Annotated in this window: 4 protein-coding genes, 8 tRNA genes, 3 rRNA genes and 1 other RNA gene; 1 reads left to right on the top strand and 15 read right to left on the bottom strand. The window is 44.6% G+C overall.

All coding sequences use genetic code 11. The features are described 5' to 3' along the window. Nucleotides 1-158: 158 nt before the first annotated feature. The 3 genes from ACZ47Z_RS03985 to ACZ47Z_RS03975 all read right to left on the bottom strand — a co-directional run bounded on the left by ACZ47Z_RS03985 (nt 159) and on the right by ACZ47Z_RS03975 (nt 5358). The gene (locus ACZ47Z_RS03985) at nt 159-3746 is read right to left on the bottom strand and encodes an FtsX-like permease family protein (protein ID WP_054753707.1); all 3588 of its coding nucleotides are present in this window, start codon (nt 3744-3746) and stop codon (nt 159-161) included. A gap of 9 nt (nt 3747-3755) precedes the next feature. Continuing rightward, nucleotides 3756-4460, bottom strand: coding sequence for an ABC transporter ATP-binding protein (locus tag ACZ47Z_RS03980; RefSeq protein ID WP_054753705.1), 705 nt, complete (start codon nt 4458-4460; stop codon nt 3756-3758). Nucleotides 4461-4536: 76 nt separating this feature from the next. After that, a complete protein-coding gene (locus ACZ47Z_RS03975; RefSeq protein ID WP_020437313.1) occupies nt 4537-5358 on the bottom strand; it encodes a zinc dependent phospholipase C family protein in 822 nt (273 codons plus the stop codon). Nucleotides 5359-5627: 269 nt separating this feature from the next. Between ACZ47Z_RS03975 and ssrA the strand changes: the two genes are divergently transcribed. Beyond that, nucleotides 5628-5972, top strand: a transfer-messenger RNA (tmRNA) gene (gene ssrA, locus ACZ47Z_RS03970). A 170-nt stretch (nt 5973-6142) separates the two neighbouring features. Here the strand turns inward: ssrA and ACZ47Z_RS03965 are convergent. From ACZ47Z_RS03965 to ispD, 12 genes are all read right to left on the bottom strand, one after another. Beyond that, nucleotides 6143-6228, bottom strand: a tRNA-Leu gene (locus tag ACZ47Z_RS03965). Between the two features lie 28 nt (nt 6229-6256). Beyond that, a tRNA-Asp gene (locus ACZ47Z_RS03960) sits at nt 6257-6330 on the bottom strand. Nucleotides 6331-6385: 55 nt separating this feature from the next. After that, nucleotides 6386-6459: transfer RNA gene (locus ACZ47Z_RS03955), tRNA-Ile, on the bottom strand. A gap of 27 nt (nt 6460-6486) precedes the next feature. Beyond that, nucleotides 6487-6559 (bottom strand) — tRNA-Thr (locus tag ACZ47Z_RS03950). A gap of 5 nt (nt 6560-6564) precedes the next feature. Beyond that, nucleotides 6565-6636 (bottom strand) — tRNA-Glu (locus tag ACZ47Z_RS03945). Between the two features lie 195 nt (nt 6637-6831). Beyond that, nucleotides 6832-6904 (bottom strand) — tRNA-Asn (locus ACZ47Z_RS03940). Nucleotides 6905-6981: 77 nt separating this feature from the next. Beyond that, nucleotides 6982-9871: ribosomal RNA gene (locus tag ACZ47Z_RS03935) — 23S ribosomal RNA — on the bottom strand. A 330-nt stretch (nt 9872-10201) separates the two neighbouring features. Next, nucleotides 10202-10319, bottom strand: a 5S ribosomal RNA gene (gene rrf / locus ACZ47Z_RS03930). A gap of 66 nt (nt 10320-10385) precedes the next feature. Then, nucleotides 10386-11916: ribosomal RNA gene (locus ACZ47Z_RS03925) — 16S ribosomal RNA — on the bottom strand. Together the 16S, 23S and 5S rRNA genes with 8 tRNA genes alongside form the textbook arrangement of a ribosomal RNA operon. 254 nt (nt 11917-12170) lie before the next feature. Continuing rightward, a tRNA-Ser gene (locus ACZ47Z_RS03920) sits at nt 12171-12260 on the bottom strand. An 8-nt stretch (nt 12261-12268) separates the two neighbouring features. Next, nucleotides 12269-12354 (bottom strand) — tRNA-Ser (locus ACZ47Z_RS03915). A 221-nt stretch (nt 12355-12575) separates the two neighbouring features. After that, nucleotides 12576-13268 (bottom strand): 2-C-methyl-D-erythritol 4-phosphate cytidylyltransferase, encoded by a 693-nt coding sequence (gene ispD, locus ACZ47Z_RS03910; protein ID WP_055148809.1) that lies wholly within the window; start codon nt 13266-13268, stop codon nt 12576-12578. Nucleotides 13269-13306: the final 38 nt, after the last annotated feature.

Genomic DNA, 13306 nt, shown 5'->3' with positions numbered 1-13306 from the left:
GTTACTGTTCATGCTACGTGCGGTTGCTGCTTACGCTATATGCGGCCGTCAACAACAAAGAAGCTGTCATGGAACATTTCACAATTATATCTATATTCCATGCAGCTTCTCTGCAATCCATTATTATGTTCGTTATTATATTTCCTGACAAATCTGTCTTATTCTACACTCTTGAGTGATTCAACCATGTTAATCTTCTTTAACTTAAAATACATCACTCCATTGACAAACAATGAAAAAGCCACTGTCAGAAGAAAGGCATACAGGAAACTTGGTGGATCGATATTTCGTCCAAACATAACCGAATCAATCTCCACTGTCTCAACAATAAAGCGGTGCAGAATTTTTCCGATCAACAATCCCGCCAGTGCCCCAATCAAGGTCAGCAGGATATTCTCTCTGTAAACATAAGAAGAAACTTCCTTGTCATAAAATCCAAGTACCTTTAATGTTGCCAGTTCTCTCTTGCGCTCTGTAATGTTAATATTATTCAGATTATACAGCACTACAAACGCCAGCATTCCTGCTGAAATAATCAATACAATAATCACGATGTCCAGACTCTCCAGCATATGATCCACCTGCTTTTTCAGGCTTGTCGTATAGCTGATGCTAAGTGTTCCATCACACTTCATTATATTTTCGCCGACATCCTTTGCCTCCTCTGTTGTACGGTCCTGAGTTCTATAATAAATTGAATTATAGACCGGAGCCTCACCGAATGTCTTTTCATAGACTTCAGATGTCATATAGAGATAATGTCCCATATAGTTCTCACAGATTGCACTGATCAAGACCGTTTTCTCTCCATCATCTGTATCAATCGTTAATTTATCACCGACATTGACTTCCAGCAGTTTCGCTACTTTTTCAGTCAGGATTGCTCCTTTATCATCCAATGAATAAATTTCTTTTGTTTTCCGATCCCGGATCACGACAAACTTTTTGAATGCTTCCACATCTTTTGGTACATCTAAATAAACTTCCTGAGAAGACTCTCCTGAACTGATCTCAATATTTTTCAAAAGATTTTCTGCAGTCACCGATACCTTCTTATCCGTATCCAGTTCTTTCTGAACCTCAATTCTCTCTTCTTCTGTCACATCTTCCTTTAAAATAACGTCTCCATCATAAAGCTGAATCTGTTCGTATTGAAGCGGAACGATTGCTGAAATAGAATCTTTTAATCCAAAACCAAACAACATCATACCCATACAACCGCCAATTCCAAATACTGTCATGAAGAAGCGTTTTTTATACCGCACCAGATTACGCACGGTCGATTTCCATGTGAAATTCAGATTTTTCCAGATAAACGGAACTCGTTCCAGAAATACTCGTTTTCCCTGTTTTGGTGTCGGCGGACGCATCAATTCTGCTGCCTGCTCTCGTAATTCTTTCATACATGAGAATAGTGTTGCGATTACTGTACATGCAAGTGCCGCTGCACATGCTGTTACAGCATAATACAAATTATACGGGATCACAACATCATACATATGACGATACAAGATCTTATATGCAGTGATAATGATATATGGAATTATCTTTTCTCCAATCAGAATTCCGAAAACACCACCGGTTAATGTCGCAAGGATCGCATACCAGAGATATTTTCCAACAATTGAAGCATTTCCATATCCGAGAGCCTTCAAAGTACCGATCTGCGTTCTCTCCTCCTCTACCATTCGTGTCATTGTTGTCAGACTGATCAATGCTGCAACAAGAAAGAAAATGAGTGGGAACACTTTACCGATTGCCCGCATACGGTCTGCATTATCTCCGTATCCACTGTATTCTGCCAGATTGTTCCGATCATAAACATACCACTTTGGCTTTTCAAGATCATCAATCTTCTGCTGTGCTTTCGCAAGCTCTTCTCTTGCTTCTGTAATCTGCCGCTCTCCATCTTCAATCTTCTTCTGAGCTTCTATACGACCTTCCTCATACACTGCCCAACCGTCTTCCAGCTCCTTTGTTCCGCTGCTTAACTGCTGCTGTGCCTCCTCAATCTTCTTCTGTCCCTCACTGATCTGCTGCCATCCGCTGTCAATCTGCTGCTGACCGGATGTAATCTGCGCCTTTGCCTGATCTATCTGCCGCCTTGCGGTAAGGATTGCAGCATCTCCCTGTGTCAACACATCCGTCAGTTTCTGTATATTATCCTGCAATACCAGAATACCTTCTTCAATCTGAGCTATCCCGGCTTCAACTGCTGGAAGCCCTTCGTTAATCTGCGTCAATCCGGCTTCGATCTTTGTCTGGTTTTTCTGAATCTCCGCTTCGGCAGCTTTCGCCTCCAGTTCCATTTTATCCAGATTTGCTTTCAATTCAGTCAACTTCTCTTCCATTGCTGTTTTTTCAGCTTCCAACTGTTCTAACTGAGCCTTTAATTCCGGATCTTCTTCTCCTGCTTCCTGCTTCCGGTCGTATTCTTCTTTCAGTGCCTCATAGTTCTGTAAAAGAAGTTCATACTGTGTATTTAGTTCTTCATAAGACTGTTTCAACGGCTGATAAATCTGCTGATACGCAGACTGATAGTCTTCTGCCTGTTGCTGCAATTCTTCCTTTGCTTTCAGAAGCTCGTCTTTCTTTTGCTGCATCTGTGTCTGTTGCGCTAAAAGTTCTTGTCTCTGATCTTCCAGACTTTCTTCCTGCTCTTTTAGTTGTGCCAGCTGATTTCTTAATGTTGTAAGTGCAATCTGTTTTTCGCTAAGTTCCTGTGCACCCTGCTCAACTTGTGCTTTGGACTGATCCAGCTCCTTTTGCTTTGATATCAGAAGATTTCTCGACTGCTCCAGTTCAAGCTTCGAAGCTGCCAGCTGATTTCTTCCTCGTTCAAGTTCTTTCTGCGCTGCATCAAGTTTCTCTCTTGCACTTGCAAGTTCTTCTTCCGCCTCTTTTTTTCCATCCGCCAGATCCTGTTCTGCCTGAGCTAACTCATCTTGTGCTTCATCCACTTTTTCCTGCGCTGTCGAAGTAATCTCATCATATCTGGCCTGTTCTCTTTCCGCTTTAATTGCCTGAACCTTTTTCAGCACAGAATCCACATGTTCTTCATATTCTTTCGTAAATGCAGTCGCTTCCTTTGCACCTTCAACCTGCACTGTAATCTCTGTATACACATCTAATGAAAATGCTTTCTCCGGAACGCAAAGAAAGGCACTGACACTTCCATTTCCAATTGTTGTACTGCCTCTGTGAAATGCAATATACTCCGGACTGCTGACCGTACCAACAATGGTAAATGTATCTGTCTTAAGTGTATCTTCCAAAGAATCCGAAGTCCCACTCGATAATGTGATCTTATCCCCAATCTTCAGATTCTTTCCATCCAGATAATCTGCATCTATTACACATTCATTTTCCTTTTCCGGAAGCCTGCCATCTTCTAACTGAACTTGATTCATCTTATCCTGGAGCGCCATAACATGAACTGCTACCTGGTTTCCCCGAATCGTACAAAGTACATCTGTTGCATAGCTTCCTTCTGCATCCAATACACCATCCACAGCACGAATTGCATCCAGATCATCTTTTGTCAGTCCCATTGTACTCATTACCTGAATATCCATCAGGTTCTTCTCATCGAAATATGCATCTCCTGAATATCTCATATCCGGCTCTGATGCACGGATTCCGGAAAAGAATGCACATCCTATCGCAACAATAAAGAAAATGGATAAAAAACGTCCAAGGCTATGACGGATCTCCATATAAAAGTTTTTTCGTAATGCTTTCTTCATCCACATCCCCTACCATTCAATTTCATCAATCGAAGTCGGATTCTCATTAGATTCTATTCTTGCTACCTGTCCATTTTTTATATGAATCAATCGATCTGCCATCGGCGCAAGTGCCTGATTATGTGTAATGATAATAACTGTCATTCCCTTTTCTCTACACATATTCTGAAGTAATTTCAAAATTGATTTTCCTGTATTGTAATCCAATGCACCTGTTGGCTCATCACAAAGCAAAAGCTTTGGGTTCTTCGCTAATGCTCTCGCGATTGAAACTCGCTGCTGCTCACCGCCAGAAAGCTGTGCCGGAAAATTATTCTTCCGTTCCCCCAGACCAACTTCCTCCAAAACTGCCTGTGCATCCAACGGATCCTTACTGATCTGCAATGCAAGCTCAACATTTTCCAATGCGGTCAGATTCGGCACAAGATTATAAAACTGAAAAACAAATCCGATGTCATCTCTGCGGTATCCTGTCAGCTGTTTGGAATTATAAGCTGTAATATCTTTTCCATCTACATACAGCTTCCCGCTTGTTGCCGTATCCATTCCGCCGAGAATATTAAGCACAGTTGTTTTACCTGCACCACTTGGTCCAACGATTACAACAAGTTCTCCCTGCTCAATCGAAAAGCTGATGTGATCCACTGCATGAATCTCAACTTCACCCATTTTATAAGTTTTCGTGATATCCTGCACTTTAACGAATTCCTTCATCTACATTCTCCTGACTCTTTTTCTCTTCTTCTGCATCTCTCCTGGCAAGCAGTCTGTTGCTCTTTTCTTCGATTCTCTACAGGCGCAGTTTCTCCCACTCTTCTCCTGCACCAAATGTTTCATGAAAACGTTCCGGAAGCGGTGTATCCTGGAATAATTTCTTCTGATACTGTACGATCAAACTCGCAGCTAACGGCACTGCACCTGAATATTGCCGTTTCAAAACCTTACAATATTTCTGACATAACGGATCTGGCTTTACACTCATCACTATGTCATGCAATGAATCGTATTTCCCCACTGCCTTCATCCCAAGAAACAACGCTTTTCGCTTTCCAGATGTCGGTGCCAGAAACAGCTTATGATAAAAAACCATCCCTTTTAATGCCTTATAGATCTGCTCGGCTGTTACATCTTTGAAAAATGGTGCGATCACTTCCGCATACTCCATCTTCGGCTGAATGTGCTTTGCTGTCAGATAGCGCAAAGGATCATGATAATCTTCCGTCAGCATCATTCGATCCAGTTCCATCTCAATCTCATTGTGTGAAACTCTTCCGACCTGCATAATTTTTTCAACATAAGGATGGCATTCACTGTCTAAAGCAAAATGACAGATAAATCCATAAATATATGCACGCGCCGCTGCCGGATCTTTTGCTTTCTCAATCACTTCAACAGCATGATGGAAAAACTCATCGGCAAATTGTTCATGAAGTGTATGCCCCTGTTCATTCACCGGATCTTTCTTTAATGCATTATAATAAAATAAAATATCCGGTCCATGTAACCCAATATCAAACAACTCTCTATGCGCTTCTATAGAATTCTGAAGGGGTCTTGGAAGTGCGCTGAGCACCTCTTTTCCGAATTTATAATGTGCGTATGTTGTTGGCATAAGAAACCTCTCCTTTTTCCGAATTTTCTTGTTAAGATTTATAATTACTCATATTATTATATTAACACATTCTTCCCTGTCTGACAGTAATTATCTTTATAAAAAATATGTGAAATGACATTAAAAATGCTAAATTTTTACTGCTTTTTCACTTCTTTTAACGCAATAATCACTTGACATTTATATTTCTTTTTACTATATTAGTATGTACAGCACACAAGAGAATGTGTCTGTTACAGTAGAGAGTATTTATTACTCTACCCTGATCAGGGCTTGTACTGGTTTCGACAGGGATCTCGAAGATGGAGAAGCTATCCGTAGGCTGATGCGTTAAATCGCAAACTTAAAATTAAACGCTAACGATAATTTCGAATTAGCTGCAGCCTAAATGCTGCATGTCAGCCCTGAAGCACTCACACTTTAGGAATCTGGCACCGACTATGTGAGAAACGATGACGGCAAAGCTTTGAGCTGTCAGGCGTATTATGAAGCTACTAAACCCGTAAGGATGTTAGTTTTCGTACGGCAGAGGGAATGTCAAATAACTGACTATGATAGTAGAAGTACATGGGACAGGTTTTTGGACGCGGGTTCGATTCCCGCCAGGTCCACTTTTTAATGAAAAGTGTGAAGACTTTAAAATAACGGCATTATATCTCGTAAGATGAGATGCAATGCCGTTATTTTTTGAATAATATCCTTGCCTCCAAATGGAATGCATAAAACAAAAAACTCTGAGATTCTTGCAAATATTGACTTCACAAAAATCTCAGAGAAAAAATAATGCCGCAGACCGGAATCGAACCGGTACGGGTATCACTACCCACGGGATTTTAAGTCCCGGGCGTCTGCCAGTTCCGCCACTGCGGCATTCCTCAAAATGCTCTCGCATCTTGAACGACCCAGAAGAGACTCGAACTCTCGACCTCCGCCGTGACAGGGCGGCGCTCTAACCAACTGAGCCACTGGGCCAAATATTTAATTGTCAGCTCGCTGCCCCTTACTACTTCCAAGCAGTCTAGCTAAATGGACCTTCGGGGACTCGAACCCAGGACCGACCGGTTATGAGCCGGTTGCTCTAACCAACTGAGCTAAAGGTCCAATTGATTATTTCTGTTCCTAAGAACAAGCCGATGATCGGACTCGAACCGATAACCTGCTGATTACAAATCAGCTGCTCTGCCAATTGAGCCACATCGGCATAAATGACCCCGACGGGAATCGAACCCGTGTTACCGCCGTGAAAGGGCGATGTCTTAACCGCTTGACCACGGGGCCATACTTTGTCTGTCGACTTCCTCAACAGCGATTATAATCATATCATATAAATCACCGTTTGGCAAGTACTTTTTTGATATTTTTTTAATTTTTGAAACTTTTCAAATAATTCGACAAATCGAACTTCTTAGTTTCCTACTCCTGATCCGATAATCAGAGAATAAAAAGATCTTACATTTCTGCAAGATCTTCAAGCTCCCCCTGTTGGACTTGAACCAACGACACTTCGGTTAACAGCCGAATGCTCTACCGACTGAGCTAAGGAGGAATATTTAATTAAAGGTTATGTACCTTCAAAACTACATACAGTTAAAACCAACATCATCATCCAAACCTATCACTGCTTTGGTTATGCCCTCGACCTATTAGTAACAGTCAGCTCCATGTGTTACCACACTTCCACCTCTGCCCTATCTACCTCGTCGTCTTCAAGGGGTCTTACTAACTTGACGTTATGAGATATCTCATCTTGAGGGGGGCTTCACGCTTAGATGCCTTCAGCGTTTATCCCTTCCCGGCTTGGCTACTCTGCTATGCCTTTGGTAAGACAACAGATACACCAGCGGCCAGTCCATCCCGGTCCTCTCGTACTAAGGACAGCTCCTCTCAAATATCTTACGCCCACGCCGGATAGGGACCGAACTGTCTCACGACGTTCTGAACCCAGCTCGCGTACCGCTTTAATGGGCGAACAGCCCAACCCTTGGGACCTACTTCAGCCCCAGGATGCGATGAGCCGACATCGAGGTGCCAAACCACTCCGTCGATGTGAACTCTTGGGAGTGATAAGCCTGTTATCCCCAGGGTAGCTTTTATCCGTTGAGCGATGGCAATCCCACTTTATACCACCGGATCACTAAGTCCTACTTTCGTACCTGCTCCACCCGTCGGTGTCGCAGTCAAGCTCCCTTCTGCCTTTGCACTCTTCGAATGGTTTCCAACCATTCTGAGGGAACCTTTGAGCGCCTCCGATACCCTTTCGGAGGCGACCGCCCCAGTCAAACTCCCCACCTGACATTGTCCCCCAGCCGGATCACGGCTGCTGGTTAGAAACCCAGTACTGCAAGGGTGGTATCCCAACATTGGCTCCATGGCAACTGGCGTTACCATTTCCTAGCCTCCCACCTATCCTGTACATGCAATACCGAATCCCAGTATCAAGCTGGAGTAAAGCTCCATGGGGTCTTTCCGTCCTGGCGCAGGTAACCAGCATCTTCACTGGTATTTCAATTTCACCGGGTGCATTGTTGAGACAGTGCCCAAATCATTACGCCTTTCGTGCGGGTCGGAACTTACCCGACAAGGAATTTCGCTACCTTAGGACCGTTATAGTTACGGCCGCCGTTTACTGGGGCTTAAGTTCAAAGCTTCGCTTGCGCTAACCTCTCCCCTTAACCTTCCAGCACCGGGCAGGCGTCAGCCCATATACCTCACCTTTCGGTTTTGCATAGACCTGTGTTTTTGCTAAACAGTTGCTTGGGCCAATTCTCTGCGGCCATCTTACTGGCACTCCTTCTCCCGAAGTTACGGAGTCATTTTGCCGAGTTCCTTAACAATGCTTCTCCCGTCGGCCTTAGGATTCTCTCCTCATCCACCTGTGTCGGTTTACGGTACGGGTATCCTGCAAACAATAGCGGCTTTTCTTGACAGTCAGCTCACGTGCTTCCCTACTTATTTTCAGTCCACATCACGTCTTCAGATTAAAGAGCGGATTTGCCAACTCTTCTCCTACCTCGCTTGTACCGGTCTTTCCATTCCCGGCTCACGCTCTCTGCCTGTGTCCCCACAGTTCTGTTACAGGATAGTACAGGAATTTCAACCTGTTATCCATCGACTACGTCTTTCGACCTCGCCTTAGGCCCCGACTTACCCAGAGCAGATCAGCTTTACTCTGGAAACCTTAGATATTCGGCCGGAAGGATTCCCACCTTCCTCTCGCTACTCATTCCGGCATTCTCTCTTCTTAAAAGTCCACAGCTCCTTTCGGTACTGCTTCGTCCCTTTAAGAATGCTCCTCTACCAATTGAATTCTCAATTCCAAAGCTTCGGCAGTGTGTTTTAGCCCCGGACATTTTCGGCGCAGGACCTCTCGACTAGTGAGCTATTACGCACTCTTTGAATGAATGGCTGCTTCTGAGCCAACATCCTAGTTGTCTTCGAAATCCCACATCCTTTTCCACTTAACACACATTTTGGGGCCTTAGCTGTTGGTCTGGGCTCTTTCCCTTTTGACCACCCAACTTATCTCGGATCGTCTGACTCCCATACATCATCTACACGGCATTCGGAGTTTGATATCCCTTAGTAAGCTTTGACGCCCCCTTAGGAATTCAGTGCTCTACCTCCGCAAGACTCGTATGAGGCTAGCCCTAAAGCTATTTCGAGGAGAACCAGCTATCTCCGGGTTCGATTGGAATTTCTCCCCTATCCACACCTCATCCCCACCCTTTTCAACGGATGTGGGTTCGGTCCTCCATTGCCTTTTACGGCAACTTCAACCTGGACATGGATAGATCACCCGGTTTCGGGTCTACTCCGACTGACTATGCGCCCTATTCAGACTTGGTTTCCCTTCGGCTCCGGACCTTTAGTCCTTAACCTCGCCAGCCAGCGTAACTCGCCGGACCGTTCTACAAAAAGTACGCGGTTGAGCATATAAAGCTCTTCCACAGCTTGTAAACATATGGTTTCAGGTTCTTTTTCACTCCCCTCCCGGGGTCCTTTTCACCTTTCCTTCACAGTACTATGCGCTATCGGTCACTAAGTAGTATTTAGCCTTACGGGGTGGTCCCCGCATCTTCCCACAAGGTTCCACGTGTCTCGTGGTACTCTGGATCCCGCCATGTCAACTCGTCTTTCGCTTACGGGGCTTTCACCCTCTCTGGCCGGCTTTCCCAAAACCGTTCTGCTAAACTCGTTGAATCAATTCCGCGGTCCGAACCCCAGCATGCACGCACGCTGGTTTGGGCTCTTCCGTTTTCGCTCGCCGCTACTCACAGAATCACATGTTGTTTTCTCTTCCTCCGGCTACTTAGATGTTTCAGTTCACCGGGTTCCCTTCCTTAAGTTATGTATTGGCTTAAGGATACTTGAGGTTTGCTCAAGTAGGTTTCCCCATTCAGAAATCTCCGGATCAAAGGATATTTGCTCCTCCCCGAAGCTTTTCGCAGCTTATCACGTCTTTCATCGGCTCTTAGTGCCAAGGCATCCACCATACGCTCTTATCAGCATAACCAACTCGACCTCATCCCACGGGAATGGGATAATGTCCACACATACATAGCGTTGTATGCGTTGGTGATAGTCAATTTATTTTAAGTCTGTTTTCTTCAGACTGTAAGTTAATGTTGTTAACATTACCTCGGATGTCTTGATTAGATATTTATCTAAATCTATTGATTTTTACTATATGCAGTTTTCAAGGTACATAAGATGAAGTCCTTATTCAGTTCTTCATCTGACTGACTTTTTCATCAGTCATCAGAGACTAAAAGCTTTCTTTTAAACTCTGATCACTGGTGAAGACCAGCTTTATCGCAGAACCTCTCGGTTTATTTTCTTTTTAATTTGGCGGCCACCTACTCTCCCACACCGTCTCCAGTGCAGTACCATCGGCCGCTTAGGTCTTTACCATCGTGTTCGGGATGGGAACGGGTGTTACCCCTAAGCGCATCGCCACCAAAAGTTTTGGTTACTTGATAACCCAACAATAGACAACAGTAAAAACTCTCTACTTTTTTCTTCCTTAGAAAGGAGGTGATCCAGCCGCACCTTCCGATACGGCTACCTTGTTACGACTTCACCCCAGTTATCGGTCCCACCTTCGGCAGCTCCCTCCTTACGGTTGGGTCACTGACTTCGGGCGTTACTGACTCCCATGGTGTGACGGGCGGTGTGTACAAGACCCGGGAACGTATTCACCGCGACATTCTGATTCGCGATTACTAGCGATTCCAGCTTCATGTAGTCGAGTTGCAGACTACAATCCGAACTGAGACGTTATTTTTGGGATTTGCTCGACCTCGCGGTTCTGCCTCCCTTTGTTTACGCCATTGTAGCACGTGTGTAGCCCTGCTCATAAGGGGCATGATGATTTGACGTCATCCCCACCTTCCTCCAGGTTATCCCTGGCAGTCTCTCTAGAGTGCCCGGCCAAACCGCTGGCTACTAAAGATAGGGGTTGCGCTCGTTGCGGGACTTAACCCAACATCTCACGACACGAGCTGACGACAACCATGCACCACCTGTCATCCCTGTCCCGAAGGAAAGGCAACATTACTTGCCGGTCAGGGAGATGTCAAGAGCAGGTAAGGTTCTTCGCGTTGCTTCGAATTAAACCACATGCTCCACCGCTTGTGCGGGTCCCCGTCAATTCCTTTGAGTTTCATTCTTGCGAACGTACTCCCCAGGTGGACTACTTATTGCGTTTGCTGCGGCACCGAACAGCTTTGCTGCCCGACACCTAGTAGTCATCGTTTACGGCGTGGACTACCAGGGTATCTAATCCTGTTTGCTCCCCACGCTTTCGAGCCTCAACGTCAGTTACCGTCCAGTAAGCCGCCTTCGCCACTGGTGTTCCTCCTAATATCTACGCATTTCACCGCTACACTAGGAATTCCGCTTACCTCTCCGGTACTCTAGATTGACAGTTTCCAATGCAGTCCCGGGGTTGAGCCCCGGGTTTTCACATCAGACTTGCCACTCCGTCTACGCTCCCTTTACACCCAGTAAATCCGGATAACGCTTGCACCATACGTATTACCGCGGCTGCTGGCACGTATTTAGCCGGTGCTTCTTAGTCAGGTACCGTCATTTTCTTCCCTGCTGATAGAGCTTTACATACCGAAATACTTCATCGCTCACGCGGCGTCGCTGCATCAGGGTTTCCCCCATTGTGCAATATTCCCCACTGCTGCCTCCCGTAGGAGTTTGGGCCGTGTCTCAGTCCCAATGTGGCCGGTCACCCTCTCAGGTCGGCTACTGATCGTCGGCTTGGTAGGCCGTTACCCCACCAACTACCTAATCAGACGCGGGTCCATCTCATACCACCGGAGTTTTTACCCCTGCACCATGCGGTGCTGTGGTCTTATGCGGTATTAGCAGTCATTTCTAACTGTTATCCCCCTGTATGAGGCAGGTTACCCACGCGTTACTCACCCGTCCGCCACTCAGTCACCAAGATCTTCATCCGAAGAATCAAATCAAGGTGCTTCGTTCGACTTGCATGTGTTAAGCACGCCGCCAGCGTTCATCCTGAGCCAGGATCAAACTCTCGTTAAAAGTGTTTGTATCCAGTTCAGAATCAACTAACTAGCTAATTCTTCCCTTTTTACTGTTGTTTTGGTTTGTTTAAAAACCGTTCTTAAAAATCTTCCCTTAAAGAAATTTTCAAGGGTTGTTGTTGTCTATTGTTCAGTTATCAAGGTTCTTTGTTTGTGTCGTTCTTTTCAAGCGACAGCTTGTTTATATTAACATAGCTGTTTTTGTTTGTCAAGAACTTTTTTAAAAAGTTTTATGAGTTTTCATAAAACAAACGGAGAAGGAGGGATTTGAACCCTCGCGCCGCTACTAACGACCTACTCCCTTTCCAGGGGAGCCCCTTCGGCCAGCTTGGGTACTTCTCCATAAAAAACGGAGAGGGTGGGATTCGAACCCACGCGCCCTTTCGGACAAACGGTTTTCAAGACCGCCTCGTTATGACCACTTCGATACCTCTCCATAATACCTAATCATTGCCGATTAGCAATTCTTATTAAGTTGTTGTCGTTTCACTTGCGACGCTGATAATCTTATCATAAGGTGGACCTAAATGTCAACACCTTTTTTTCATTTTTTTCACATTTTTTTAACTTTCTTTGTTTTCCTTGATTTTTGGGGCTTTTTCCACACTTTACAACATCGGAAAATCCCCCTCTTTTCTTGAATTCCCTTGTATATTCCTACAGAAACGCTTCCGCCACAAGAAGATCTTCCGGTGTTGTGATTTTTATATTTTCATATGCTCCGGGATATAATTTAACAGTATGTCCCATCATCTGCTCGACTACCATCGCATCATCTGTCGCATTTTCGATTTTCTCGTTGATTAATTTCTGATAAGCTTCTTTGATCAGCTGGATATTAAAAACCTGTGGTGTCTGAACAAGCCAGAGTGTTTTTCGCTCCGGTGTGCCTTTCACATAATTCTTTTCGTCCACAACTTTGATTGTATCCTTTACAGGCATGCCGGCAACACATGCATTTGTTTCTTCCACGCAAGAATAGGCGCGTTCAATCATAGTATCATCCACAAAAGGTCTCGCCCCGTCATGAATATATACGAACCCATCTTCTTCTGTTATTTGCTGAAGACCATTCCAAACAGAATTATATCGCTCTGCTCCTCCAGATACAATTTTGCGTACTTTTGAAAAACCATATTTTTCTACGATTTCTTTTTGACAATATTCTTCTTCACCTGTACCGCTGACAAGAACGATTTCATCAATCCATGAGGAATCCTGAAATGCTTTCAGAGAATAATAAAGTACAGGATAACCTTTCAGCATCAAGTACTGTTTATGAACTTTTGTCCCCATTCTTTTTCCACTTCCGCCAGCAAGAACAACCGCTGTACAATATTTCTTCTCCATTTTTCTCTCCTGTTATTCACATTAAATACAGGATTTTG

This window comes from Mediterraneibacter faecis, assembly GCF_055383675.1.
The sequence above is the reverse complement of the archived record's forward strand: the minus strand, read 5'-3'. Positions and strand labels throughout refer to the sequence as shown.